Origin of the sequence: Leifsonia sp. NPDC014704, from assembly GCF_043083605.1 — a bacterium.
Classification (GTDB): Bacteria; Actinomycetota; Actinomycetes; order Actinomycetales; family Microbacteriaceae; genus Leifsonia.
In genome coordinates, this window is the sequence record NZ_JBIBYW010000002.1 from 1 (window position 1) to 26952 (window position 26952).

The following is a 26952-nucleotide window of genomic DNA, read 5'->3' on the forward strand; positions in this document are numbered from 1 at the left end:
GTCTTTCGGATGGATGGCGTAGGAACCTCCGTCGTCGGGAGATCTCGACGTCTATCTGCGGACCGACGCGCCCGGCCGACCTACACCCTCATCTGGGAAGAGCCCATTTTCGGTGCCTCGTCGTGGATTAGAGGATTCCAACAGTTCTGTTCCGAGCTGTCCGAGGATGTTGAAGATAGCGCACCTATGCGTACACCTTCATCGTGCGAGGTACACATGCATCCCGAAGCCAGCCGGATCGCCTGCGGTCAATCGCGGTAGGCGTACACGGTGAGGGACCGGCTTGTGGGCGCGCCGTCGTTCGTTTCGCTTCACCGCATGAAGGGCGCAAGCGGACTCCTCCGGTCTCGTGACGGGCGTTCACGCCGGGTACCTGTGAATTCGTCGACACGCTGTCCTGAGGCGCGGGACCCAAATTCGTAGTGTGGTCGAGCAGAGGTTTCCCGAGGATCTTCCGCGCGGCATCCAGAGTTGCGAGCGCTTCCCCGAAGATGAGCGGGTCTAAGTGCTTCATGTCGACGCGGACCAACCTCTGATCCTGAGGATTGTGCTCGACTCGGAGCGCGCAAGCGGAGCAAATCGGCTCAATTTCTCGACAAGTTGAGCGATCCAGTGCACGTCCGCGGGAATGATCAGTTCCGCTTGCGTCAACGATTCCCGATCGTCCTGGCCGTTGGGCGCTCAGCCCTTCGAGGAGGGTGCTCCCGGGACCAGCACGGCCCGTCCGGGGATCTGACCGGTGGCGAGGCGTTCGAACACTTCGTTGATTTCCGAAAGTGGGTGTCGTTCAATCGCCGATACCAGGCGCCCAGAGCGGGCTAGCGCGAGTACCTCCTCGAGTTCATTCCGGGTACCCCAGTTGCTCGTCATCATCGCTGCTTCGGCGGCGAAGCGGAAGAACGAGAACGGGAAGCTGCCGCCCGCGAGCCCGACGAGCACAAAGATACCGAGTCGGTCCACCGCTCCAGCGCCAAGGGCCATGGTCGTGTCGATTCCGACAAAGTCAAGAACAGCCGCTACCCCGTCCCGGCCGGCGGCAGTGCGAATCTGTTCCGCGGCATCAGCATCTCGGGGGTCGACGGTGACGTCGGCGCCCAGCTCGCGTGCGGTCTGACGCTTCTTCTCGTCGGTGTCGACGACAATCACCTTTGCCGGGGAGAGCAGCTTCAGGAACTGGACCCCGTACTGGCCGAGCCCTCCAGCGCCGATCAAGACCGCGCTCGTGCCGGGCACGAGGTGGGGCAGTGCCTTCTTGACCGCCGAGTAAGGCGTAAGGGCTGCATCGGTGAGAGCGGCTGCTTCTACCGGGTCGAGTCCGTCTGCCGGAAGCAAATGCCGCACGGACGGCACGACCATGTACTCTGCATACCCGCCTGCGGGACCCATGCCGCCCCACAGGAATGTGTTGCAGAGCTGTTCCTTGCCTCCCAGGCAGAAACGGCAGTGACCGCAGCCCCAGCCGCCGAACACGACGACCGCGTCGCCGACCTCGAACCCGTTGCCTTCTGCGCCGGGACCGAAGGACTCGATCCAGCCTGCATTCTCATGACCCAAGGTGTGGGGGAAAGCGACACCCGGAATCTCGCCGGACTTGACGTGCAGGTCGGAGTGGCATGCCCCTGATCCACCGATTCGTATCAGGACCTCTCCAGGCCCAGGTACTGGAGTCGGGATGTCCTCGATGACGAAATCCGACCCTACTTCGTTCAGTCGTGCTGCTTTCACAATGTGCTTCCTTTTCTGTTCACAGATACGCCATTAGCGGGCCTTGTTGGGGATGATGGTTTGCGGTCGCCTGGTTACCCTGCGATCGCAGGAGGCGACTCGTCGAAGCGCCAGTGTTGTTCGATCAGGGCGTTGAGTTCGCACCTCCCATCGACGTCAGGTTCGCGTGGCGAGGCTGGCTGCCCACCTCGGGGAGGCGGCGCGGGGTGGCAACGAGAGGTCCCGACGTGAATTGTGCGAGGGTCCGCACGTAAGCGATCTCCGGATCAGCGCCCGCTGTGACCATGTCCTCGAGGGCGATCCGAATCGAACTCGCCACGGCCGCGGCAGCCGCGCGGGCGGCGACAGAGTCCGCCGCCAACCCGAGCCGGGGCGCCAACACGGGCGCGACCGACATCTCACCGTCATGAACTCTTCTCATGAACACCGACCACATCTCCGAGTTGCGGAACACGAGGGGAAACAGCTGCAAAGTGCGCTCGGCCGATTCGCCCAGCAAGCTTGCCCGGAACGCGAGGCGCAGCACCTCCGTCAAGGCGATGTCTGGATCCGTTTCGACGATCACCACGTTGAAACATCGAATGGACCAGTCGAACACTGGCCCAACCGACTCAGCCTTGACCGGAAAGTACCGATAAAACGTTCGCTGCGAAATGCCGATCTCGCCCGCGATCTCTGTGATCGTCAGGTCCGTGGTGCCGCGGGCGCTGAACAGTGCGCAGCATTGTTCCGATGCGCGAAGGCGCGCGCGCTCTCGCGGCTCGATTTCGCACTCCATCACGGGGGTGACGCTACACCTGCCTGGCAGAAACTGCCACGGCCTACCTAGGTACGAAGTCTCCCTCGCTGGAAGTTCCACCCTGCAGCAGATCGGCAATCACATCCGGCCCTCAGTTCCCGCCGGCATCGCTGCCTTCGTGTCGTGGGGCGCAGATCTATACGCAGCCTCTTGCTGCATCGGTGAGCAAGGATCTTGTTCACCCAATGTCGGGCTCGTGTGTCCGTCAGCGGATCACTCACGGGCGGGCTGCGCACGCTAAGACCTCGCTGCCTCTTCTTCAGCGACGGTCCCTATAGGTTCCGCGATCTTCACGACGATGTCTCGCACCGGTCCCTCCGCCGTGCTGAACCCTCCACGAGGGGCAAGCGTCGGGCTCACCTGGCCGAGTTCTTCGAATGTCACGCCATGCATAGCCGGGACGAGAAGGCTTCGGCGGAGCAAGGCGCTCTATTCATTGCTCCCTATTCTCCCGTCGGCACGTTGGACCCGATTACCTCCGGTTGGGTCAACCGGCAACCGAGCTCTCCGGAGTACAGGCGCAGCGCGTCAAGCTCGCGACCGAGTTGCAGCGTGCGCAGCGTGGGGGCACGCTGTACGTATTGGACGAGCCAACGTCCGGGCTCCACTCCGCCGACACGGATCGTCTGGTCGCGCATCTGCAGACGCTCGTCGAGGCGGGTAATACTGTCGTCGCGGCAGAGCTCGATATTCGCGTCATCGCAGCGGCCGACCACGTGATCGATCTAGGCCCGGTGCGGGCGACGCTGGCGGGAGCGTGGTTGCAGCTGGCACGCCCAAGCACGCCGCGGACAAAGGTGTCGGTGCTTCCGCGGGCTACCTCGCCAAGGCACTGCAGGCAGCGACCAACGTCACCCCATCGTGACGAGGGACGAGATCGTAGTCTCAGGCGGGGAGCTCAGAGGCCAGGACGTCCAACTTCTCGATCGTGAGCTCGCCGAACAGTTTGCCGGCCAGAAGCGCGGGTCCCCCCCGCCCGCGATAAGGGACACACGCCCTAGCGCTGGGCGTCGCCGAGGCGCGCTTCGGGCGTGAGCTCGGCGCGGAGACCGCCGCCGGTCGCAGCCCGGGCAAGAGCGCGACCCAGCGCAGGTGCCTGCTTGAACAAATTGTGACCGGCCACAAAAAGGACAGGGCCTGCCTCCCACACGGCCACGCCGTCCTCACTCCACGGGAGGTCGGTCACCCAGCAGTGAAGGAAGTCGCGCGGCTCTGGGTGGAGACCGGGCAGCGCCCGTGTCACGTATTCGCGTGCGCGTTCGTCCAGCGATCGAATCGCCGCCCGGTCGATGAAAGTTCCGTCGTCGCGGACGCCGACGGTGTCGCTGAGTCCGACCGAATAGCTGCTGTTGCCCGGTAGCGGCGTCGCGTAGACGCCGACTTCGCCGAAGACGCCGCTGCTGTCCTGCAGACACGCGACTCGTGCCGGGGCGGCGGCTTTCACGTCGAAGGTCAGCCGGACGTGTGCGGCAAGGCGAACCGGCAGCGACAGGCCGACGCTGCGTGCCAGGCGGGCGGTTTCGCGGCCGGCGCACACGACCACCTTGGAGTAAACAGCCCGGTCGGTGACGCTGCGCACCTCGACCGTCCCGTCGGCGCGGGGATCGATGGAGATGACCTCACCGGTGGTGACCGCATCTGCGAGGGCACCCGTGAGTGCCGTGATCGCGGCGCGGGTGCGGATCGCGCCGCCCGACTCGTCGAGCACCGCTGGCCCCGAGTACCCAGCGAGCAGCGGCATCCGCTGGGCGACCTCGGCCGCATCGATCTCGTGCGCTTCCACGCCACCGACCTGGTCGAGCACACGCAGCCGCGCCAGGGCGCTGTCTCCGATCGCCAGGACACCGTCTGATGAGACCAGCTCGAGGTCGAAGTGTTCGGCCCACTCATCCCATACCCCACGGCTTTCGCGCGCGAAAGCGACGAGTCGCGGGTCGTCGTGAGCATGCCGGAAGATCCGCGACTCGCCTGCGGACTGACCCGTCCCGGGCAGACCAGCCTCATACAAGCGCACCGGCACGCCCTGCTCCCGCAGCGCGTACGCCGTCGACAGACCGACGATCCCGCCCCCGATCACTGCTACCTCGGGTGAACGCGTCGGCGCAACGCCGTCGTCAGTTCCTGTCATCGCGGCTCCCCGAGCTGTTGGTGATTAGCGATAGGCCGCAAAAGAAGGGGCCGCTGCCACGACGTCAGCGGGCTGTGTAAGCCCGAAGTCACCACGCGCAGCGACCCCTCCTTTCTGGGCCAGTACTCCCGGTCTGTAGTGTCAAGCGGGAAGCTTCGAGGCCAGGACGTCCAATTTCTCGATCGTCGGCTCGCTGAACAGTTTGCCCGTCTGCTCGCCGAGAGCGGTCGCAACCGCGCCGGACAGGTGCGCGTCGCGGCCGGCGTCATCGGGGAACACGTCGAAGATCCCGAATGAGGACGGGCCGAGACGGATCGCGAACCACGCGATCGTGGCCGATTCCTCCTCGACGAGCCCTCGCCCGATGCCGAGAAATTCCTGGACCTCGTCTTCCTTGCCGGGCAGGGCCTCCAGCCTGACAAGCAGTCCCTTCGTCACGCTCATGACATCACCTCTTCCTGAGCGGCCATATCAGTTCGCCTTCTTCCCGGTCGACATCCCGGGCTTGATGAGGACCTTGGTCCAACCCTTGGACCGGGCGTCGAAGTTCTTGTAGGCATCGGCAGCCTGGTCCAGCGAGATTTCGTGGGAGACGATCCAGGAAGGGGTCGCCTTGCCGGCGGCGATCAAGTCTCGCAGCTGGCGGTTGTACCGCTTGACCGGGGCCTGACCGCTCCCCAAGGTCTGACCCTTCAACCAATGCGTTCCGAAGTCGATGGCCGCCTTTCCCTGCTTGGCGAGGTCGTCCTTGGCTCCGGGGTCCTGGGGGACGAACACGCCGACGGTGCCGATTCCACCGGTGAAACGCACCGCGTTGATGAGCATGTTCATAGTAGCGGTGATGTCCTCGTTGCCTTGAGGATCGTGGGCCTGGTAACCCACGCATTCGCAACCACGGTCAGCTCCCAGCCCCATCGTCTCGTCCAGCACAGCCTGCACGGGATCGACCTTGGAGTCATCGATGGCAATCGCACCGATCTGCTCGGCCAACGCGAGCCGGTCAGGGTGACGATCGACCACCATCACCTTCGCGGCGCCCTTGATCATCGCGGACAGGGCGGCCATCAATCCGACCGGACCCGCCCCAGCGATCACAACGCTGTCGCCGGGTACCACGCCGGCCATCTCGGTGGCGTGGTAGCCGGTAGGGAAGATGTCAGAGAGCATGACGTAATCGTTCTCCCTCTCCTCCGCATCCTCGCCCAGGCGCAGCGCGTTGTGGTCACCGAAAGGCACGCGGAGCAGCTCCGCTTGGCCACCGCCGTAGGGACCCATGTCGGCGAACCCGTAGGCCGCACCGGCGAATGATGGGTCGGGCTGGGTGGTGAGGCAGTAGTTGGTCAGGCCGCGTTCGCAGTTCTTACAGAATCCGCACGAGATGTTGAACGGGAGCACAACCCGGTCTCCGACCCTGACCTTTTCCACACCACTACCGACCTCGATGACCTCCCCCATGTTCTCGTGACCGAACGTCCGGCCTACTTCGAAGGAGGTCCGCCCCTCGTACATGTGGAGGTCCGAGCCGCAGATGTTCGTCGTCGTTACCCTGACCAGGACATCGGTGGGTCGCTCGATCTTCGCGTCCGGGACGTCCTTCGTGCTGACCTGTCGCGGTCCCTCGTACACCACTGCCTTCATGTCCACTCCGATCCGATTGTGTTGCTCGATGTCTTTCTGGCAAGAACCCTCCGACGCGGCCCCATCGCTAGACAACGAACGCCCCCAGGAGCCACGCGTCAAGGGACTCGCCTCAAGTTGATGTGTAGCAATCGAGCCGGGATAGTGCCCGGGTCCGCTGCTCGATCCCAGGGCATACGCTCTGTACACGCTTGCGGTGGTCGCGCCATTCGTCCTTGTGGTCGTTATCATCGTGACGTTGACAGCGGTTCTGATGGGGAGCCGGTACCGCAAAGGGGTAAGCGTCACTACCGCGGTCGTCAGCGCGGCCCTGTGCCAACCAACGCGGCTGTGCGAATCAGCGGCGAGTTGCGCGCCGCTTGCGCTGGCTGGGCAGGAGGCCGAGCGCCAGTGGAACAATGACTCCGAGGACGCAGACGATGGCGATGATCGGGGTACTCATACGGCCGATCGTCCCATGGATAGTGCGTCGTGGGTAGCGGAACGATGCGCCGACTGTTTCGGCGATCACGAGGCGCTCCGCCGTAGACGATCGTTTCAGACACACGCTGCGCGCCAGGTGTTGATCCGCCAACGTGCCCTACTCAAGTAGCTTGCGCTTGCCTTGCTGGTATTTAGCACGTCGTCTGCGAGTGCGTTTGGACACCGAGACGGTCACCGAGGAGCAGACGGTGAGCGAGAAAGTCCGCAAGTAGCAGATCGACTACGACCAAGACGAGCACCCGGACCGCCGCTAACCCCCCGACGCCCACCGATGGGCTGCCGCACATTTGTGCGGCAGCCGGCTTACTCCTCGGCAGGAATCTGTTCCCGAGCGGCGCTCATCGCAGTGGCAGCACATCTGCGTGAGCGCATCAACCCCTGCCAGGCGGGGTGGTGTGACCGTAACGTTGCGGCATCCGGTGTGTGACGGTTCGGGTGTTTCTGATCCCGGAAATAGGTTCTCCTCGTTGACTTGAAAGGTCTTCGCACATAATTCCTACACTGCAAAGCGGTTTGGCGAATTTCTTCGACTTTGTTCCGAAGTTCCTGCTGTTCCTGGTGATCTTGATCGTCGGGCTGATCGTTGCCAGTTTGATCACCCGCGGCCTGACGAAATTGCTGCGCAGGGTGGGGTTTGACCGGTTGGTCGAGCGCGGCGGGGTGAAGAATGCGTTGGCGAAATCCGACCTGGATGCCTCCGCCCTGATCTCCAGGATCCTGTATTGGACGCTAGTACTGTTCGTGCTGCAGTTCGCGTTCGGTGTGTTCGGACCGAACCCGGTGAGTGCGCTGCTGGCGGCAATCATCGCCTTCCTGCCTAAGGTCATCGTCGCCATCGTCATCGTGATCATCACCGCCGCGATTGCTGCCGGAGTGAAGATGCTGATCCAGAACACTCTCGGCGGCCTGTCTTACGGCAAAGCGCTGGCCAACATTGTCAGTATCTTCCTGGGAGTGATCGCCGCCCTGAACCAGGTCGATGTCGCCACCACCGTTACCACTCCGATCCTGATCGCCGTTCTCGCCGTCATCGCCGGAGTGATCATCGTCGGCGCCGGTGGTGGACTGATCAAGCCCATGCAGGAACGGTGGGAGACCATCCTGAACCGGGCCGCAGCCGAAGCCCCCAAGATCAACGCACAGACCGACGCTGCACCCTCCGTGGCAGAACAGGCCCAGCACGCAAAAACCACCATTCAGCAGGCCGCGAACCCGGACACCCCGACTCCGCCGCGCCGCTGATCGCCCGACCCTGTCCGCGGTCCCCACACCGTGAGCAGGATCCCCGCCCCACTCCACTCACGCACCACAAGGGCCGGCCATGACCCTGCACAAACTCACTGTCAACGGCAAGGACTACTTCCTGGACACTGACGCCGCCACTACCCGGGCACAGATCCTCGACGCGCTTCGCTCTGGAGGAGACTACGTCCGCATTCCTCGCCCCAAAGATGGCCGCACCACTCACGTGCTGATCTCCGCCGGCGTATCAGTGACCTGGACAGAAATCACCGTCACCGACCCACCAGCATCGGCCGGCTCAGACGGACGCGACGACGACCTTTGGCTGGAACTCTAACCCTCGAACGAGCTCCGGATCAGACGTCCGCGAGATCATCTCGGGTTCGCGGGAGCGTGCAGCAGAATTCGTAAACCGCGTGAGCGGGCCACTCTCGTAGATCCACCAGGTCATACACGTCCACCGCTGCCGTTCCCGCGAATGATCCAGCCACCTCCAGCCGTCTCGGCGGCATCGGCCCGTGCAGGGACAGGAACACCGCTCGATCCCGGGAATGCTGCTCACCATGAAGGAGAACGGCGATAAAGCAGGAACGACACCTCACGACCAGCACGGTAAGGCAGCGCCTGCACCCGAGGCTAGACAGACCTCAGATCTGGCGTCGGCGAACACGGGGGTCCGACGCTCCACCGGTAGATGCTCAGTGCGGCCGGAGGGCGCTTTCTGGTGGCTCGTGACTGGTCAAGTGAAGACCAGAAGCTCCCGCCGCTTCCATCGCCATCGCTTCCACCCATTCCCGACTGGATCTGCGGGAATTGGCCACCGTCGAACTCGAAACTAATCGGGAAGCCGTTATCAATCCACAACGACTGTCGGCCACTTCCCAGCTCATGCGGTTTCACCCAACTGAGCATGAAGTTCTCCCGGCGACGCAGTTTCATCCCGATGAGCACTTGCAAGTGCGCCAACAACATGTCATTAAACTCGACCTCGAGCGTCCCGTAGCGCAACGTTCCCACGAGTTTGATCCCTCCCCAGCGTGCCGTACCCGGTGAAAACCAGCAGCTGATGCTACTCCCCTACCCCCGACGGTCAAAGGGGACCAACGCTCCTCAGGGGACTCTCTGAATAGGTCTCGCTACTGCAGCTGGGCCAGAAAGTCTCCAGCGATCGCGTACCGCCCGTACCGCCGAGCCCACAGCAGTCCCGCCCACCCCGCTGTGATGCCAAAGCATGAAGTCACGACGGTCGCGCTGAAGGCGGCCTGATTGCCGCTCGAGTTAAAGGCAATCGCCAGGATGGAGCCGACGATAACGGCGAGTCGAACACCGCGAAGCTAACCCATCCAATCGCCTGCCACCGTCTCCAACGAACTGCGGTTGATGTGCCGAAGCGCGACGCCCGATCATCAAATGTGCCCCACGACGCGAACCCCAATGGTTCGCCAACTCTCGGACTGCGACGCGTCCAACGGAGGACGAAGACGATCCCACCGATCGCGAGGAGCCCGGCACAAATCACGACGGCATCCCACGCACCCCACGGATCCTCCGAGCCGGGGTCAGAGGACGCGCCGACACAAACCCTCCAAAGCCCGAATCCGGCAACCGCGACTAATGGCGCTAAGACGTACGGCCTCCAGCTAGTCATGATCCCCGATCCGAATCGCCCAGTGATGGCCCTGTGGCCACATCGATGATCCTGCCCTACCTCCGCTCAGCCCGGGAGCATCGGCACATTCGGAAATGCTCAGGGAACCGTTGTTGCTTAGTCAGGGGTAGCAGTCGTCAATCGGCCGCCCCAATTGGCCAGCCGAGCTGTCGCCGTATGTCTCCGCCCGCAGTTCCTCACCGGGTCGTTTGTCTGCCACTGGTCGAGGTCACAACCAGTGCGTCACCGGTCTGCATCCATGGGCCTGGAGAGGCACAAGCCGTCTCGGTAAAGGATCCTGTCTCGGTGTCAGCGCTCGTGAGGAACTGAACACATTCGCTCTTTGAGATCTGGACACCTACTCCACGATTGGATGGGTGATCTCCTTGGAGCATTGGGCCTTGATTCGGCAGTTGCATCTGGCTGAGGGAGTGCCGAAGGTGCGGATCGCGAGACAGCTTGGGATCTCGCGGACGACGATGTCGAAGGCGTTGGCGTCGGAGTCGCCGCCGACGTTCCAGACTCCGGAGCGGCCGTCTGCTTTCGACGAGTTCGAGTCGCGGGTTCGGGTGCTGCTGACCGAGTTCCCGACGATGCCGGCGACGGTGATCGCCGAGCGAGTCGGTTGGGCAGGCTCGCCGTCGTGGTTCCGGAAGCGGGTCGCGCTGCTGCGGCCGGAGTATTCGCCGAAGGACCCAGCTGACCGGCTGGACTACTCCCCGGGCGACCAGGTCCAGTGTGACCTCTGGTTCCCGCCGGTGCGGATTCCGACCGGGACCGGCCAGTGGGCGTCGTTCCCGGTGTTGGTGATGGTCGCCTCGTATTCACGGTTCATCACCGCCCGGATGCTGCCTAACACCGCCGCAGGGGAGCCACCGGCCCCGAGTGGAGCCGCACTGAGGCGGCGCTGATTCCGCTGTTCGGAACGCCTGACCGCGTGCTACTTCTTTCCGCATCTTTTCGCCATTCCGGCCGGCCGATCATAGCTTCCTCCGCCAGCTCCGTTCCCTCCGGTCGCTATTTGCAGACTCCACTCGCTGCGCTCCCTCCACATAGCGACCGCTCCACTCCGGGCACTGCGCTGCCTCCACGCGCTCTCGATCTCTCTGCCGGAACGGCAAAAAAACTGATCGGCGGGACAACCAAACCAACACTCGCTGATTTGACACAGACCCATAGAAGGGTCGATCAGGAGGTTGGGATCATGGGCGGCAAGAGCACCACAAGGAGCGCAGAACATCGACGGACCGAGGCGGAGTCACTGCAGGCGTCGATCGTGGAGCAAGTCCAGCAGCTCAGGGACAGCGGCCAGTGGCGGGCGTTCCTAGAGTTCGCCCGCTCTTTCCACACCTACAGCCTCAACAACGTCCTGCTGATCATGTCTCAGAACCCGCAGGCGACCATGGTTGCCGGATTCGGTCAGTGGCAGGCGAAGGGACGGCAAGTTCGCAAGGGCGAGAAGTCAATCAAGATCTTCGGATACCGGGAGAAGAGGTCCGCTCATGATGACGACCAGAAGAAGGCGACCGAGGACGACGAACACGTAGTCCGGTACTTCCCCACACTGTCCGTTTTCGACATCTCACAGACCGACCCGATCGAGGGAGCCGAGCCGCTCCCCGAGGACCCGGCCCAACGGCTGATCGGGGACAACGACCGCGGCCTCATCGCTCCGCTGACCGCCCATCTCACCGGCCACGGATGGAGCGTCCACCGCGAGTCGCTCTCCAGCGCGAGTGGGTACACCGACCCTGAGTCGCGCCGCGTCATCCTCGCCGAAGACCTTGCCCCCGAGCTAAGACTCTCATCCACGAGACCGCGCACATCGAGCTGCGCCACATCGCCGACATCGACGACTACCGCACGCACCGCGGACAGATGGAGGTCGAAGCCGAATCCGTCGCCTACATCGTCGCCGGCCTCAGCGGGTTGGACACTAGCGCGTACAGCATCGGATACATCACGGGCTGGGCAGATGAAGACATCAACGTGATCCGCGAGACTGCAGTACGCGTGCTGAGAACAGCCAACACCATCGCGGAAGCCATCGAGCACCAGGCGTAAGCCCCCAATCAGGAACCCCGGTCCAAGCGGACCGGGGTTTTCCCATGCCCAAACACGTGGGCTCGGGATACGAGCGCGTCAAGAGACGTCGGCGGATACGCCCAAAGGAACCAGGAAGGACCAAGTGGAAACAGAGATGGAGGCGGCAGAGACGAGAGCAAGGAACCAACGAAGGAGGACGACTCCGAAAAAAGAGGGACGGAGCCGAGGAAGAAGAGCAAGAGAAGAAGCGAATGCACGTAGGCACTCTTCGAGATGTGCGCGCCAAATGCGTGCCGGAAGGAGCGCGCAACCGGAAGTTCTAAGTGTGAGAGGTGGAGTGGCACGTTGGAAGCGTGGGCAGGCGGCCCAAGGGGTCAAGCAATCCGTGAACTACGCCTTCGGCGGTGTCTGCGACGCCACCCTGACAGCCAAAACAGCTGACGGCGCTCTGGCCGCTGCCGGGTACGCAGACGCCGTGATGACCCGATACATCGTCGAAAACGGTGCCATCCGAGACGACCTGCTCACCCGGTCACAGTTGAAGAACTGGGTCGACGGACTCGATCCGTTCACAGGTGAGCGACGCGGACGGGACCTGGAATCCCCGGTCGCGGATCTGATCTTGGATGCGACGATCAACGCCCCGAAGTCGTTCTCGATCGCAGCGATGTTGGACCCGGGGTTGGCGGCCGCGTATGAGGATTTGCAGGACCGTTTGCGAGATCGGATCATCAAGCTGTGGCAGACCGAGCTCAACGCCCGGCGCGGTAAGCAGGGTTCCGTCAGGGAGGAGCTCTCCCGAATTGAGGTGGTCGAGCTCCGACATGAACGGTCGCGCTCGTTGGATCCTCACAAGCACCGCCACTTGTGGCTCAACGTCAAGGTGCAGGGTCGGGACGGGAAGTGGTCGAATGTTGACACCCGAGTCGCGCTGAGGTTCCAGAACGTCGTGAACGCTGAAGGAGACCTGGCATCGCGAACCGACCCGACATGGGTTGCCGCACTGGCGGCGAAGGGCTACACACTGAACTCGGACGGGGAGATTGCGCAGTTGCAGCACGTAGTTCGGCCGCTGTCGAAGCGGTCAGCGCAAATAGAGGCGAATAAGGCCGCACACCTCGATGAGTGGAGGCAAGAGCACCCAGACGAGGAGCCCTCTTCGACGGTCCTAACACAGATCGACCAATGGGCTTGGGCGGCCGGCCGGCCAAACAAGCCACGGCAGCTAAGTGAGGAAGATTGGGCGTCTGTCGTGACGGCTGAGCTCCTTAACACCGACTCGGAACTCCGCCGACCGCGGACGGCGGTCGCAACTCGGTCGGTGGCAGTGGCGGACCTTGATCTTGAGCTACTTGCGGCGAAGGCGATCGTAGATGCAGACGCCCGATCGACGGGGACGGGTGGCCGTTTCAGTGATATGGATATCCGCGCCGGTGCGATTCGAGCGATCGCAAGTTCCGGCGTAGTTGCAGACCGCGTTCGGTTCGCCGGGGTCCTGGACGATGTGGTCTCGCGCGCCACCCGGACGCACACCGTGACGTTATTGTCGGAAACCGAGATTCCAGCACACATCAAGCGCCGAATGGCAATCTCGACAGCGACCCTCAAGGCCACGATCGCCCAACGAACCGAATTCCTTTCCTCCCCGGGTCAGACACTCTCCGTGACTGAAATCTCGGCGATAGCCAACCTCATCGAACCGAACAGGAAGTTGGACGAAGGCCAGTTAGAAGGTGCGGCCTCCATAGCGGGTTCGGATCGGATCGTCGCGGTCGCGGGAGCCGCGGGTTCAGGTAAGACGACAATGCTCAAGGTGGCCAGCGCTGCGCTGCGCGATCGAGGTCACGCCATGATCATCGTGGCGCCTACCAAGAAGGCATCCGCTGTTGCGGGTCGAGAAACGGAAAGTGCCTCGTCATCGCTCCACCAGCTTCTCCACGACCACGGATGGCGATGGAACACGAATAGCGCCGGCGCCACCGCATGGTCATGCCTTCGAAGTGGTGATACGGACCCGACGACCGGGGCCCGGTTTAGCGGCCCCACTATCTTGATTCGGCCCGGCGATCGCATAGTCGTGGACGAGGCGGGCATGCTGGATATGCAAGCGGCGAATGCCTTGCTTGACGTCGTTTCCCGGACCGGAGCAGGCATAGCGCTGGTGGGCGACCAGTATCAAGCTCTCCCTGTCGGGCACTCCGGTGCCATGGCTCTCTTCTGGCGTAGAGCTACCCGCCAGGTTGAGCTTCTTACGATTCACCGATTCAAGGACGAAGCGTGGGCTGAGCTTAGCTTGAAGTTGCGCCGTCCCGCGGGCCGTCTACAGGCGGAAGAGGCCGCAGACGAGTTGATCCGATCGGGCCACGTCGTCGTCACCAACTCCGAGGTTGAGGCTCGCGACGCGATGGTCGGGGCGTGGTTCGATGCTCAAAGGGGCCGTCAGAGGATCGCCTTGGTCACGGCGACTCATGCTGAGGCTCAAGCGATAAGCGAAGACATTCAGAGTAGGCGGATTTCTCAAGGAGCCATAGATACTGGAGAGGCCATTTCTGGACAAGGTGGACAGCCGATCTTCGTCGGCGACGTCGTCCAGACCCGCCGCAACGACAGCCGGTTCGACGTGCAAAACCGCCAAAGCTGGGTAGTCAGGCGTGTCACGCCCCAGCACGTAATGCTCGCTTCGACGAGTGATTCAACGGATCTTCGGAAAGTAAGTCACGAATACGTGCAGTCGCACCTTCACCTGGCATACGCCACGACAGTATATGGAGTTCAGGGAGAGACGACCGACGTCTCTCTCGTCGGGCCTGGCGTCGATGCGGCAGGCCTGTACGTGGGACTAACGCGGGGTAAGGACAACAACAAAGCGATAGTGATTGCGCCGACTAAGAAGGCCGCGCGATTCCAACTCGTAGAGACAATGCAGCGAGCGGCCGTCGAAGAAACGATGGACAAGTCGCGCGTGGCTGCGCGAGCCGAACTCAATCGCGCCGCACTTCCGACAACGGGTCCGATGAAGGGGCCTCGGCCCGAGCATTCACTGGGCCGCACCGTCGGCTGAGGCCAACGTCAGCCTGGCCCTAGCCCAACTGCGCGCAGCCGGCGACCAATAACGCTGAGTCCATCTAGGTCGCCATTCTGTGCGTCGAATCGCAAGAGCGCCACACCGAGCTCGTCCGCACGGTCCTGTGCCGAGGGGAGCACCCCACCCGGGACGAAAATCAACGGATATCGTCCATCGTTAGCGGCTAGGCTCGCAGCCCGTTCGACTGATCCGACATCCAGATTGCGCTGCCGATTATCGATCCAGGCAAGGAAGCGGCTGCTGTACAGATGACAAATCGGCTTGACCTCACCCGAAGCGACGACCGTATCTTGCGCACCAAGGTAGACCATCCACTCGCGGCACAAGTCGACGGCTTCGTCTTCCGACACTCCCCACGGTTTGGGGTCCGGAGCTGGCCGATCCATAACTACAGTCTGCATGACCCCACTGTCGACGCATTAGGACTGATCCGTCCTTCACGAGCTTCGGCGCCTTCGTTGGACGCATGGCTCCCGGTCCTACGACACAGGGGCTTGCTCCTCAGCAATTGCCTGCATGGCCAGTCGATAGCTATTCACCTCGTTGTTGTATCTACGCTCTCGACGGACGAAGGCTTCGACCCCTCCCTCCATAATCCGTTGAATGTCAGAGCGCACCAGCTCATTCTCCAGCGCGCCGACGTGCTCAATAGGCATTCCCGTTTCGCTTTGCGAAGTTCTTACATGGATTGCATCGCTCTTGTTTTCAAGTACAACCACCCGCTCGGCGTCCGCATTCACTGGGATATTCGCATTATGGGTGACGACAATCACCTGCCGCGTCCATCGACTGGCGCGTAGCTGTCTGACGACGAGCTCGGAAATCCACTCAGTATCCAGATCATCCTCTGGCTGATCGAGAACGAGCGGCTCGCTACCTTGGTGAAGCACAAAGCTGAGCATCGCCGCACTCCTCTGGCCCGGAGAACCCGTCATCAGAGGTTCCCAACGTTCGGTTCCCAGGATGGGGTCGCCGTACCGGAGGAACTCCATATCGACAGCATCGTCGGCGATCTCCGCCGCGAGGCGCACCCGCATCAGCGGATCAAGGTTCGTGAGTCGCTGGACCCAGGTTGCGCGAAGAGCGGCCCGAGCTGCGACTTCGGAGAAATCACCAGTAATGCAAGCTTTCTGCCATGTTTGGAACCGCAGGGCTTGCTCGGCGGCATCTCCACCCCATAGCCACTTGCCCAGCTCCGGGACGTCCTCGAGGAATCCGTCCGACCGAAGGTTCAGTAGTACCCGGACCGACTCGACCCACGACCCGACGTCTGCCTTCCGGCGAGTATCAAATCGGAGCATTGCGCTGCGGCGCGAAACTTCATTGAGAAGTGCCGAGCGGTCCGCATAACGCTGCTCAATTAGCGCGTGGAAAGCTGCCCAGTCTCGTGCCACTTGCGCCTCGACCTCGGGCAGCTCTCGCGCTCGACGATCGATGTCGGCGAGCTCCGTCTGCTTCGCCACCCATGACCTTCGGACGGCCTCATAAGCGGTCGGGTCGAGCCCAATCTCCGCAAGTTCCGCGAGGTACAAGGCACTGTCCTTGCGTGACGCAGCGATCCGAGCGGGCCAACCGGATTGCTGCAGTTCATCCTTGATGCGAGTTACCTCGGTGAGGCCGCGCTCCACTGCCTTGTCGAGGTCCGACTTGGCCTGACGTTGCACTGCAAGCAGCTTTCTAACGTGCTCCTTCAGGTCGTCGCTGAAGTCGAGGGTCTCTGCTGGAAGGTCTGGCTCAGTGATGCCAAGCTCACCCTCGACGTTGAACATTACGTCCTCGAGCGCCGTTATCAAACGCGCATGAAACGCGTCCATCCACGTTGCTTCTCGATCCGCGAGATCATTTGCGGCTCTTCGTGTCTTGTTTTGCTCGTCGTCGAACGCAGCGACCTGGCGACCGAGCTCTTGCTCCGCCTCGAAAATGCTCGTTCGCGTGGCAATCGCGTCCCTCTCGGTTTGAGCCTTGCGGGCTGAACTCACCCATTTCGTTCGGAGCTCGTCCATCTGGTTGGAGAATCGGGCCAAAGCTAGATGGCCACTCGCCGCCAAAGCGTCGTCGACGAGCTTGAGCAGATTCCTTGAGGACGAGTCGGCTCCATCTGCGCTGACCGCGGCGCGTTCGAACAATTCCTTCTGGCTAATGACTCGGACAGCAAACTCGGTGGGCGTTTCCCGGCCGTCGCCACGAACCGTTTGTGATGCAGCAGACAGCGTCCACGACGCGCTCTGCTCTTCACCGCTATAGGGAAGAACGTGGGTCGACGTGAGGACAGCGCCTGAGAAGACTGCATCTCGAAGTTGTTCGGCTTCGAGTCGCGCCTGGGCAGGCAGGGCGCTTATGTCTCCGTACAAGTGCCGAAGCGCCGCCACCACAGTTGATTTCCCAGCACCTCGCCCTCCGATAAGCACCGTCAACCTGGGGTCAAACTCGATCTCCAGCGGCACTTGCGTTGACTTTGCCCCGGTGAGCGTTACTTGCTTCACCCAAGCGTGGGAGATGTCATTTGGCGTCTTCCCCGTGCCCAGATAACGCGGATCCCAGTCGCAAATCACTCGCGCTTCGTAGTCAAGGAAAGCCTGTCTAAGCGCTTCGAGACTCGGCGACTCCATCCGGATCCAGGTGTAGCGAGTACCGAGTTCATCCAACGAGTAGGCGTCGCTCGTTGACACAAACGGTAAGCGCTTGATGGCGGGAAGATGCTCCAGCTCCCGCCGGACAAACCTTTCCCTGAAGCTTGCCTTCGGCGATAGGTCACCTTCGAGCAGAGCGGATATATTGCCGACATCGATGGCGGCCAGGCGGTCGTGGTGCAAAGCTTTCCAACGGAGGTCACCTTTCAATGTGTCACCGCTGGCGATTCCGTTGTCGGTAAAAGCATGTGGCGCGATTGCCAGGAAGCGGTCGTCGAGGGCATCGAGGATCTGTGGAAGCGTCCGCGGCGAAGATGCGGGAGTGTCAGGCTGCGAGGGATTGAACCTCGGGTTTTCGAAGTCGAAACCGCACGCAGAAATGAGCAGTTCACCCAACTCCTGTGTCTTCCCCTCCGGGTCGGCCATGATGATGAGGTGCGCGCCATCTGATCCGCTTGCGGTCGTAACCTCGAACCCCGGAAAGACAACGATGCCACGGCGCTTTCCCGCCGCCACCATCTCGTCCACCCATTCGACGCTGTTGTGATCGGCGAGAACTAGGACCTCGAGTCCTGCTTTCTGCGCTCGGTCCATGTATTCGTCGGCGGCAGCGGCGCGGCCGGCTTCCGTACCTAGATCCCAGGTCGCAGCACCGCGGAATCGCGTTTCCCCCGGCGTCGCAACTTGCAGGTCACACTTCCACCATCTCGTCACGCGTCTATCCCCTTCTCCTCGCGTGAGCCTAGAGGACACTCGTGATTCGTTGTGTGGACGCCCCACCCCCCGTTCGTTGGACAGACAATCGGCGGAGTCGTGACCATTCGGTCGAGGGGCGTCATGACGCGGAGGATGAAGGTTTACCCAGTGGCCGGTGTGCCTGCTGGCGGTTCACTGCTCCGGCCAGTAAGCTCGCCGCGCTTCACTGGATCGCATCACTAGCACGGCACGAGCGAGCTTACTGGCCGGGTGGATCTTCGTTTTTGGGTCTGATCAGGCTTTTTCCACGAGCATTGTTGCGGCTCGCGATGAACGGCAAGGAGGCCGAACCCAAGGTCGACCTCCTTGCCGTCCGAAAGCACTATGCCAGTGAGGCCGGGCGGTCGTGCTGCCCGAGATGCGCTGAAGGCCCGGTCGCGGATGCGTCCGGGCCGTCAGCTTTTGGGGTGCGGCGGGGGACCTCCGCGGTGGTGTAGCGGAGGGAGGGACCGACGCTGTCGGCGACGACTTCGGTTGCGGCTCGTGGTTCGCCTGTGGCTTGGTCGGTCCAGTGGCGGAACTCGAGGTTGCCGTTGACGATGACGGTGTCGCCTTTGGCGAGGCTGGCGCGTACGTTCTCGGCGGTGCGGCCGAAGACGGTGGTGCGGTGGTACTGGGTGTCGCCGTCGACCCATTTGCCGTCGACCTGTTTGCGGTCGGTGACGGCGACGGTGAACTTGGCGAACTTGGTGCCGTTCTGGGACTCGCCGAAGTCGGGGTCGGCGACGAGGTTGCCTTCGATGCTGATCGGGACTCGTGTGCTCATTGTTCTCTTCCTTTTCGGTCTGCGCCCGCTGCTCGGGTCGCTTTCACTTAGAACTTCCGGTTCGACGACGAAATAAGCGCTCAAACCGCGCGCAATACGGCTGTTCGATCAGGGGCCGGCATGGCTGTGGCTGATCCAGTCGCCCCAGTCGGCGGGCAGGGTGTCGTCGCCGGTCTGCGAAACTTCTGTGTGGCCGTTGTGGCATTCGCCGTTGTACCAAGTGGCTAAGCGTGGGATGGCGACGGCGAGGCGTTCGTGCCAGCCGATGGGTCCGTAGCCGGCGTCGAGGCTGTCGTAGGAGACGAGCCAGGCGGTGTGCAGGGCGGAGAGTTCTTCGACGAGGGCGCCGTGTTTGAACCAGCAGGGTGGGATCTTTCGGGTGGGGAGGTTGTACCGGTGGGTGAACCAGGTCACCCAGTTGCGCAGGTCGGTCCAGACTTCTGGTGCGTCCGCGTCGGCGAGGGTGCGCCAGTTGATGACGCGGATGTCGAGCATGCCGGGACTTTGCCGAGGAGCCTGGTCCTCCCATCCCTGGGCGAGCGAGGCGACGAGGTCCTCGAGTGGGGTGTCGTCGGTCACTGCTGTTCCAGTGAGGCTTCGATGTAGTGGGCGATCTTGGCCTGCAGTCGGCCTATGGCTTGAAGGGAGGCGGTGCGGCGGGAAACGAACCCGGAGAAGACACGGTCGCGGTCGATGAGCTGGTGGACGTATTCGTGGCAGCGGGGGTGCAGCGCGATCAGGTCTTGGTGTTGTTCGTGCGCGGTCCAGCCGTGTGGGGTTTGGGTGACGCCGCGGTAGTCGAGGTGGTGCAGCTCGAGGGAACGAGAGTCGCCGGCGCCGAGGCAGAGTGCGCAGCGAGCCTCGCCGTTGCGGCTCTGCTCGTCCGTGAACCAACGGTCGCGGCGAGCGAACCAAGCTGCGGAGTGCAGGTAGGTGGTGCGGTAGGTGTTGTCCCGGGCGGGACGGCGACGGTTGGACATCAGTTGCCCTCTCCCTCTGATCCCCGGCGATCGAGAGCGGCTTGGTACTGCTCGGCGAACACGACCTGCTGGTCGAGCTCGGTGAGCTTTTTGCCGGTGCTGATCTGGCGGGAGTCGTCACGGTCGGTCCAGCCACGGAGGTCGAGCAGGATGCCGCGCCGGTTCCGGTAGGCGAGGAGGCCGACGGTTTCGGGCATGCGGCGGATCTCGTCGATCGTCATCACCGGGACCCTCTCGTTCTGCACATTCGTGGAGGACCCGGTGTCGTTGTACGAGTGCCCCGTGTTCCGGATCCGGCGAAGCCCAAGCAGAGATTCGATGTCGCGGAGGTGGCCGACGTCGGACGCGCCACCGAGGAGCAGCTTCGCGGTGGCCGCGGACCAGATCGTGTCGGCCTCCGACCGTGACCACGCGGTCTCGGCCTGCGAGAGTGCCTGTAGGACGACGACGGTGGAGATGCCGATGCCGCCACCGTCGGCCATGATCCGCGGCAGCGCGGGCCAGGAGAACATGTTGGCGATCTCGTCCAGGATCAGCGCGAGCGGTAGGTCGAGGCGGGAGCCGGGCGAGGCGAGGGCTTTGCGGCGGGCAGTTTCTACGATGTCGTCGAGGATCGCGCCGAGAAACCCGCCGACGGACCCGGCGCCGGCGCCGGTGCCGACGAGGTAAAGGCTGTTGGGACCGGCGAGGAACGCGTCGAGGTCGAACTGTTCCCCCGAACCTGGGGTCATCGCCTTCCGTATTGCGGGGATGGACAGGGGGCGGAGGGCGCCGAAGACGCCGAACCAGGAGTTCGCGAGGAGTTTCTCGTCGCCGTTGATGATCGCGTCGAGGTCCTCGGACCAACCTGGGGTCCCCTGGTTGGCGAGCACTCCGACCGCTTCCAGAGCGAGCCGCGGGTTGGACCCCCAGCGGGCGAGCGCGTCAATTCCTCGGCCGGAGACGGCGGCCGCGTGCAGAAGCCGGGAGAGCACGGAGGAGGACACCTGCGCCCATTCCTGGTTGGTCTTTGACGTACCCAGCGCGGTGCCGGCGACGATGGCTTGCCCTCGCTGGTCCGCGATGAGAGGGTCCTCGCACCCGGTGACCGGTGAGATCCGCAGCGCGGAGCGCACCCCGGTGAGTTCCTGGGGGTCGAACACGGTCACATCGCCGATCCGGGCGCGTTCGCGCATGGTGGCTGCGAGGTTGTCGTTGCGGGTAGAGGTGGTGATCAGGGGGCCGTACCAGTCGAGGATCGCGTTGATGATGAACCGGTAGCCCTTGCCGGACCGGGGTGCGCCCTCGACAACGATCGAGTCCTCAATCGACACGTAAACGTCCTGCCCATGAGCGCTGCCCACCTTCCATCCAGCAGCCGACGGCGTCGGGTTGGACAGCGACGGACGCAACACCTTCGCACGACGCAGAGCGGCGCGTGCGGAGGTGTGCTTGCGGACTTCGGCGGGCTTGGCCAGCCCTTCGCGCCCGCGCAGGTCGTGGATGAAGTGCCGGTCCGATTGCCGGTACCGAAGCCACCACACCACGGCCACTCCGACAGCGCCGAGAAGGAGGAGCACGGCGATGATGTCGAGCACACGGATCAAGGTGACCGGTGCGGTACATCCGGGCTGCAGTGCGAAGCCGCCCGGGTCGCCACTCATCGCGAGCTGTAGGCCGGCGAAGACGCTTCCCGGCTGGCCGCCACCTCCGCAAGCCACGTTGATGGTGGCGCTGGCGATTCCGGTGGTCAGCGCGCCGGCGATCACGATGACGAAGAGGCTGTAGAGGGCGAGGTGGGTCCAGGAGGAGTGGTCGTTTCTCATGCTCGCTCACCGCCCATGGTGTCGGTGCGGAAGATGCCGAGTTCGTAGTCGGTGCAGATGTTGCGGACCTTGGCGACCCGGTCTTGGCCGATCTGCCAGAGTCCTTCGCCCTTGTGGAGCTTTCGGACGAGGTCGGCTTGGGTGTCGTTCCAACCCAGAACCTCCCGGGACCGGGCGATCTCCCCGGAGTGCTGGGCGTAGGAGATGCGGGTCTCGCAGTCGGCGAGGAGCCCAAGCGCGCGTGAGTGGAGGGCGCTGTTGCGGTCGCCCAGCGCGTCCAGGTCGGCGACGCGGTGGAGGAGGTACCAGTTAGAGGTGCCCAGGTGACGGGCGACCTTCTCGTCCTCGACCCGGTCCGCGAGGCCGTCACCGCCGGAGACATCGTTGAGGAGTTCGACGGCGGCCTCTTCGTGGATGATGACCCGGGCCTGCCGGTTCGCGCCGAGGCTGGCGCGGCGGATCCAGTTCGCCGTCGCCAACCGAGCCAATGCCTGCGCTTCTGGGGATGCGCCTTTCAGGGCGGAGGTGTCGACGACCATCATCGGGGCGTCGGCGTCGAAGCGGATGGTGGAGGGTCCGTCGAAGAATCCGGTGAGGTCGCCGGACACCATGCGGCGCAGTGAATGCGCGAGCCGGTGGCCCGCGTCCGCGACCTCGATCGGTAGACCTTCATTGGGATCGACCAGCCGGTCGTAGACGTGGGTGATGGTCACCGTCGATTGGCCACGGAGAGAGTCGAGGGCGACATCGAGGGCCGTGTGCTCGACCGGCTCCAGGTTCCCGCCTTCCCGCAACCGACGGATGATCGTCTTCACGGTGGCCCGCCGGTATTGGAGGACGTTCTGGTTCCAGTCCTCGTCCGAGAACGACGCGTCGCGCGGTCCCTCGTCGAGGAGGTTGATGCGGGCGGCTTTGCCGGGGCCAACGGAAATGGAGCTGCCGCCAACGTAGGCGGCCACGCGCACCCACTCCCCGTTCGGGTCGTGCGGGACCGCGATCTTCCGACCGAGCCGGGCGAGCCGGGAGGACCAGGACTTGGCGAGCATTGACTTACCGGTGCCCTTCACGCCCAGGATGGCGACGGAGTGGGAGCGGACGGCTTCGGCGGAGTAGGCGTCCCAGGGGTCGAAGCAGAACGGTGCCCGAGAGAGGAGGTTTTCGCCGATGTACGCGCCGGTGAGGATGTCGCCGGTCTCGGCCAGGAACGGGTACGCGCCGCCCAGGACCTTCGAGCTGCAGCGATGTGCGGGTGGGGTGGCACGCAGCGGGCCACGCAGGTTGTGCGGCTGCTTCCACCCCCACGTCGGCATCTTTGACGCCGGCAGTTCCGCGGACTGGATCTTCCACGACGGGTTCTTGTTCACGTCGGTGCCATGGCGGTGGCGGCCGTTGGCGCCGGGCTTCTCGTCGGCGGGGATACGGCCGATGACCGTGTTCGGCTTCATCGTTGTCACTCCCCTTCCAGCGGCACCGGCAGGGCGCCGGTGACGAACCCGGCGGCTTGCTGCCCCGACAGCGACGCCAGCACTAGCCGTGCCGGGTGGGAGGCCTGCTCGATGTCGGTGCGCGCCTTGGCGAGTGCGTCCTTGGACTCGGCGGAGATGGTGACGAAGCCGCGGTACTGGACGTCTCCGAATCCGTCGACGAGGTCGTGCTCGCGGACCGCCAGGTCCTCCTCCTCGCGCAGGTGGGTGAGCGGGATCCGGGAGGACAGCTTCATCCGGATGGTCGCGGCGGTCTCCATGTCGGACTGGGCGCGGTTCAGCTGAGCCAGCGCCTTATGCGTGGCCACGGGCCGCACCTGCAACGTGATCACCCGGGTCGCATCCCCGGCGTAGAGGAGGGGCTCGAGGAAACCGGTGCGGACGTCGGTACGGGGCCATTCGGCGACCCAGAAGGTCTGGTGCCAGGACTCATCGACGCGCATCGCGTCCCAGCCCTCGTCAATGCCCATCACTGGCGGGGCGGGCTGCGGCTCGAGCGTGGCGTCCCGTTCACGCCGGGTCGCGGCCGAGACGGGGTCCGCAGAAAGCGCGAGCAGCTCGTCCAAGTCGTCGGAAGTTAACCACCCGGCCGGGGTGAGGCGCGCGTGCTCCATCGAGGTCTCGATGCCAGCGACGCGCTCTTTGAGGACGGCGGCGAGCCCGGTGGTTCCCTTGCCTGCATCGCGGATCGCCCCGTTGAGCGCACCGGTGTCGAAAGTGAGGGTGACGTAGTTCGTGAATCCCATCGACCGCTTGGACGCGGCCTGGGTCAGCTCCCAGTATTGCTGTCGCAGTTCGGGGCTGACCTGTGGGGCGTGTTCGCCTTCGCGGGCGATGAGGTAGTCGCGGAGCTCGTTGGAGGAGGCTCGGTCGACGCGGACGCGGATGGTGGTCTCTCGCACGCCGGGCAGGTTCTCTAGGGAGCTGAGCCACTCGACGAAGCCGTCGTAGGCGGCTTCTTGGGTGCCCTTGTCGCGGAGCGCCCACGCCCGGGATCCGACCCGCACGGTGATCGAAGCGAGCCGGCCGTGTGCGTTGTAAATGAACGCGCCGGCACCGGGGATCTGCAGGATCTGCACGTCCCCTAGCGCGCCGGGAAGCAGGAACCTCGAGGTCACGACCGGGGTGACCGCAGCAACCTGTGCGTGGCCGACGTTCAGCGACGCGGTAGCGACCCGCAGCCAGACGTCCCGGCGGAACACCGTCTGGCCGGCGATGCTGCGGTACACGTATCGGGTGGCTTGGGCGGCGATCACTAGCACCGGTTCACGCCGGTACGTCGCCAGAGCGAAGAAGACGATGAGGGCGATCATCGGCAGCATCACCCAGAGCGCGTTGGGGTTGATGAAGAGCGTTGCCAGCAGGATGGCGACGGCGCCGCCAATCACGACGAGCTGGAGGAAGGTGAGACCGAGGAAGATGCCGCGGCGCTCGCGGGCGGCGAAACGCACACGGGGTGCTCCTTCGTCGGTGATGATCTGGTCGGCGGTGAAGGTGGTCATGAGTTACTTCCCAACCCTGATGACCCGCGCGGCAGTCCGTACGGGAGCGGTTGCGGTGGAGGCTCGCGAGAACTGGTCACGCACGGAGAAGCGGTGATGTAGAGCGGTGCCCACTTCCGCGCCCGCAAAGGACACGAGCTTGGTCGCCCATAACGGGGAGAAGGAGGCGGCGATCACGGCGCCGGCGGCGACGAGGATGACTCCGATGCTGAGGCTGGACTTGGTCAGTTCGACGGCGAGGAGGACAACGCCGGCAGCGAGAGGTTTGGCGATAAGTAGTCCGATGGTGAGGTTCATCCAGCGTTGTACCCAGGCGGTGAGCTTGGGCTGGCCGATCATCATCAGCCCAACTGGGGCCATCGCTGCGAGGGCGAGGAGCCCGAACTCGCGGATGGCCATGGCGATGAACAGGAACAGGGAGGCGATCATCATGAGCCCGACAACGAGCAACGCGAGGACGTACTCCCCGACGGCGCCGGGGCCTTGCGCGCCTTGCGCGGCGATGGTGAAGACGACGCCTCCTTGGGTGAATTGGGAGTTGTGCATGACTGCGTTCGGCGCCTGCTTTGTGATGTCGAGGATCCCCACTACTCGCAGCAGTCCCTGGCTGAGATCTCCGCCTTGGACGGTGGAGGTGAGGCTGGCGGTGACCGCGTCGGTGACGCCGGAGGCCTTCTGCATGCCCCACACGCAGATGGCGGCGAACGGGATGGCGAGGGCGGCGCCGGCTGCCGTTCGGCCGATGCGTGCCCAGTCTTGCAGGATCATCGCGATCCCGATTTGTATCAGGGCGACGATGAGGATCGCCGGTGCGGTGATGGCAACCCAGAACAAGAATTGGGAGTGTGCGATCTCCCAGCTGCTCTGGTCGATGTTGGTGTTGAACGAGCCGGCGATCATGGTGGCGATGAAGTCGCCGAGGTTGCGGATCGTGGAGCCCATGAATTGAGCGAGGGTCTGGGAGGCTTGGCAGCCGAAGTCGGAGATGAAGCAGCCGTAGTTCGGCGAGAACGGATCCGGTGGCGCGGCGAGGACAAGCATCACGATCACGCCACGTGGAGGGACTGGCCCCAGTTGATGAGTCCGGCGATTCCGGCGGCAACGGCGACTCCAGCAACACAGCTGACGACGCCGACGATGCCCATCTTCTGCACGCGCCCGTTGCTGGAGATGTGGCCGACGACGATGAAACCGGCGGCGATGAGACCGCCGATCACGCCGAGGGTGAGGACGATGGCGAACACGACGTTCGCAATCGACTGAAGGGCGCCGACCCCGGGTCCAGAGAAGTCCGGGGACGGATTGTTCACGGTCGTGACGGTGATAGTGCGGGAGTGAACGAGGACGAGGGCGTCGTTGAGCGCGTTCATGATTTGGTCTTCCTTCCGGTGGGATCTGGTTTCGACGGGGGTTCGTTCATTTCGGCCATCCGCTTCGCCGCCAACAGCCCGGATCCGACGATGCCGAGGAGCGTGACGGCGACGAGCCCCAAGACGCCAAGCAGAGTCAGCAGAAGGTTCACGAGGTCACTCCCCACTCGGATTCGCTGCGCTCGTGGCAGAGGCGGGAAGAGGGACGGCCAGTCGCAATGGTTGTCCTTCCGAGGGGACGTCCATGGTGAGCAGGAGCCTGTCGACACCGATGGGGAGGTACCAGGCAGCGGCAAATGAGCGTTCTTTGTCGTTTGGGATGGTCCAGGTGGACTTACCGTGGAAAAGTCCGCTCGGCAGCCAGGCGAGCCCGTTGGCCTTTGCAAGGGTGGGTCCGTCGGCGGTGTCTAGGACCGCAGGCTCTGGTCGACCATCGAACTGGGTGCCCTTCAGGGTCGCACCGGTGACATCCTGATAGGTCTGGTTACCCTGCGAGGGCTTCCACTCGCCGGTCATGGTGAACTTCACGAAGATCACCGGTGTGCCGGCCGGGAAAAGTTCCTGCGACGAGTTCGGAAGTGTGCAGCGGCAGCCGTGCTTGGCCTTGAAGGTCTTCTCCGGGAAGACCTGGACGTAGACCGTATCGACGATGCCGTCCGCGGCTGGCGTCGCAGCCTCAGCCGGGGTTCGGGTCGAGGTCGTCGGTGCGACGGTCGTGAGCGAAGGGTTCGTTGCTTGGGGTGCGGCCGCGCAACCGGCCAGGACCAGACATGGGATGAGCGCCCCCAATGCGATCAGCTTCCTGGTCATCTCACTTCACCTCGGTCTCGTGTGCGCCCTTCACTTGGAACTTCCGGTTTGGGAC

Annotated in this window: 21 protein-coding genes and 1 pseudogene; 6 read left to right on the forward strand and 16 right to left on the reverse strand. The window is 63.6% G+C overall.

What is annotated here, in order from left to right; all coding sequences use genetic code 11:
* Positions 1 to 681: 681 nt before the first annotated feature.
* Together ACF1AJ_RS11375 and ACF1AJ_RS11380 are read right to left on the reverse strand one after the other, a co-directional pair.
* The gene (locus tag ACF1AJ_RS11375; RefSeq protein WP_391507473.1) at positions 682 to 1725 is read right to left on the reverse strand and encodes an NAD(P)-dependent alcohol dehydrogenase; all 1044 of its coding nucleotides are present in this window, start codon (positions 1723 to 1725) and stop codon (positions 682 to 684) included.
* A gap of 124 nt (positions 1726 to 1849) precedes the next feature.
* Complete coding sequence (locus ACF1AJ_RS11380; RefSeq protein WP_391508748.1) at positions 1850 to 2503, reverse strand: TetR family transcriptional regulator; 654 nt, start codon at positions 2501 to 2503, stop codon at positions 1850 to 1852.
* A 476-nt stretch (positions 2504 to 2979) separates the two neighbouring features.
* On the opposite strand from ACF1AJ_RS11380, the pseudogene ACF1AJ_RS11385 reads away from it, so the two are divergent.
* Positions 2980 to 3389 (forward strand): annotated as a pseudogene (locus ACF1AJ_RS11385) (excinuclease ABC subunit A); the annotation flags it as partial.
* A gap of 132 nt (positions 3390 to 3521) precedes the next feature.
* Here ACF1AJ_RS11385 and ACF1AJ_RS11390 read toward each other — a convergent pair.
* The 3 genes from ACF1AJ_RS11390 to ACF1AJ_RS11400 form a co-directional block, all read right to left on the reverse strand.
* The gene (locus ACF1AJ_RS11390; RefSeq protein WP_391507474.1) at positions 3522 to 4652 is read right to left on the reverse strand and encodes an NAD(P)/FAD-dependent oxidoreductase; all 1131 of its coding nucleotides are present in this window, start codon (positions 4650 to 4652) and stop codon (positions 3522 to 3524) included.
* Between the two features lie 141 nt (positions 4653 to 4793).
* On the reverse strand, positions 4794 to 5096 hold the full coding sequence (locus tag ACF1AJ_RS11395; protein ID WP_391507475.1) for a putative quinol monooxygenase: 303 nt from the start codon (positions 5094 to 5096) through the stop codon (positions 4794 to 4796).
* A 27-nt stretch (positions 5097 to 5123) separates the two neighbouring features.
* Positions 5124 to 6290, reverse strand: coding sequence for a glutathione-independent formaldehyde dehydrogenase (locus ACF1AJ_RS11400; RefSeq protein ID WP_391507476.1), 1167 nt, complete (start codon positions 6288 to 6290; stop codon positions 5124 to 5126).
* Positions 6291 to 7286: 996 nt separating this feature from the next.
* On the opposite strand from ACF1AJ_RS11400, the gene ACF1AJ_RS11405 reads away from it, so the two are divergent.
* From ACF1AJ_RS11405 to ACF1AJ_RS11425, 5 genes are all read left to right on the forward strand, one after another.
* Positions 7287 to 8015 (forward strand): hypothetical protein, encoded by a 729-nt coding sequence (locus ACF1AJ_RS11405; protein WP_391507477.1) that lies wholly within the window; start codon positions 7287 to 7289, stop codon positions 8013 to 8015.
* A 79-nt stretch (positions 8016 to 8094) separates the two neighbouring features.
* Positions 8095 to 8352, forward strand: coding sequence for a hypothetical protein (locus tag ACF1AJ_RS11410; RefSeq protein WP_391507478.1), 258 nt, complete (start codon positions 8095 to 8097; stop codon positions 8350 to 8352).
* Positions 8353 to 10103: 1751 nt separating this feature from the next.
* Positions 10104 to 10574 carry a hypothetical protein gene (locus tag ACF1AJ_RS11415; RefSeq protein WP_391507479.1) on the forward strand — a complete coding sequence of 157 codons (471 nt, stop codon included), beginning with the start codon at positions 10104 to 10106 and terminating at the stop codon, positions 10572 to 10574.
* Positions 10575 to 10867: 293 nt separating this feature from the next.
* Positions 10868 to 11656: an ArdC family protein gene (locus ACF1AJ_RS11420; protein WP_391507480.1), complete on the forward strand. Its 789-nt coding sequence runs from the start codon at positions 10868 to 10870 to the stop codon at positions 11654 to 11656.
* Positions 11657 to 12094: 438 nt separating this feature from the next.
* Complete coding sequence (locus tag ACF1AJ_RS11425; RefSeq protein ID WP_391507481.1) at positions 12095 to 14770, forward strand: AAA family ATPase; 2676 nt, start codon at positions 12095 to 12097, stop codon at positions 14768 to 14770.
* A 503-nt stretch (positions 14771 to 15273) separates the two neighbouring features.
* Here the strand turns inward: ACF1AJ_RS11425 and ACF1AJ_RS11430 are convergent.
* The 11 genes from ACF1AJ_RS11430 to ACF1AJ_RS11480 form a co-directional block, all read right to left on the reverse strand.
* Positions 15274 to 18204 (reverse strand): TrlF family AAA-like ATPase, encoded by a 2931-nt coding sequence (locus ACF1AJ_RS11430; RefSeq protein ID WP_391507482.1) that lies wholly within the window; start codon positions 18202 to 18204, stop codon positions 15274 to 15276.
* 298 nt (positions 18205 to 18502) lie between these two features.
* On the reverse strand, positions 18503 to 18946 hold the full coding sequence (locus tag ACF1AJ_RS11435; RefSeq protein ID WP_391507483.1) for a single-stranded DNA-binding protein: 444 nt from the start codon (positions 18944 to 18946) through the stop codon (positions 18503 to 18505).
* Positions 18947 to 19054: 108 nt separating this feature from the next.
* Complete coding sequence (locus ACF1AJ_RS11440; RefSeq protein ID WP_391507484.1) at positions 19055 to 19525, reverse strand: hypothetical protein; 471 nt, start codon at positions 19523 to 19525, stop codon at positions 19055 to 19057.
* Positions 19522 to 19926, reverse strand: a complete 405-nt coding sequence (locus tag ACF1AJ_RS11445; RefSeq protein ID WP_391507485.1) for a hypothetical protein — start codon at positions 19924 to 19926, stop codon at positions 19522 to 19524. The genes ACF1AJ_RS11440 and ACF1AJ_RS11445 overlap by 4 nt, the downstream gene beginning before the upstream one ends.
* Entirely contained in the window at positions 19926 to 21731 is a 1806-nt protein-coding gene (locus ACF1AJ_RS11450; RefSeq protein ID WP_391507486.1) for a type IV secretory system conjugative DNA transfer family protein, read from the reverse strand. The genes ACF1AJ_RS11445 and ACF1AJ_RS11450 overlap by 1 nt, the downstream gene beginning before the upstream one ends.
* Entirely contained in the window at positions 21728 to 23176 is a 1449-nt protein-coding gene (locus tag ACF1AJ_RS11455; protein ID WP_391507487.1) for an ATP-binding protein, read from the reverse strand. Before ACF1AJ_RS11455 ends, ACF1AJ_RS11450 begins: the two co-directional genes overlap by 4 nt.
* 5 nt (positions 23177 to 23181) lie before the next feature.
* Positions 23182 to 24717 carry an SCO6880 family protein gene (locus tag ACF1AJ_RS11460; RefSeq protein ID WP_391507488.1) on the reverse strand — a complete coding sequence of 512 codons (1536 nt, stop codon included), beginning with the start codon at positions 24715 to 24717 and terminating at the stop codon, positions 23182 to 23184.
* Positions 24718 to 24720: 3 nt separating this feature from the next.
* Complete coding sequence (locus ACF1AJ_RS11465) at positions 24721 to 25758, reverse strand: hypothetical protein (protein WP_391507489.1); 1038 nt, start codon at positions 25756 to 25758, stop codon at positions 24721 to 24723.
* 5 nt (positions 25759 to 25763) lie between these two features.
* The gene (locus ACF1AJ_RS11470) at positions 25764 to 26087 is read right to left on the reverse strand and encodes a hypothetical protein (RefSeq protein ID WP_391507490.1); all 324 of its coding nucleotides are present in this window, start codon (positions 26085 to 26087) and stop codon (positions 25764 to 25766) included.
* Positions 26084 to 26239, reverse strand: coding sequence for a hypothetical protein (locus ACF1AJ_RS11475; RefSeq protein ID WP_391507491.1), 156 nt, complete (start codon positions 26237 to 26239; stop codon positions 26084 to 26086). Before ACF1AJ_RS11475 ends, ACF1AJ_RS11470 begins: the two co-directional genes overlap by 4 nt.
* A 4-nt stretch (positions 26240 to 26243) precedes the next feature.
* Positions 26244 to 26897 (reverse strand): hypothetical protein, encoded by a 654-nt coding sequence (locus ACF1AJ_RS11480; RefSeq protein ID WP_391507492.1) that lies wholly within the window; start codon positions 26895 to 26897, stop codon positions 26244 to 26246.
* Between the last annotated feature and the right edge of the window lie 55 nt (positions 26898 to 26952).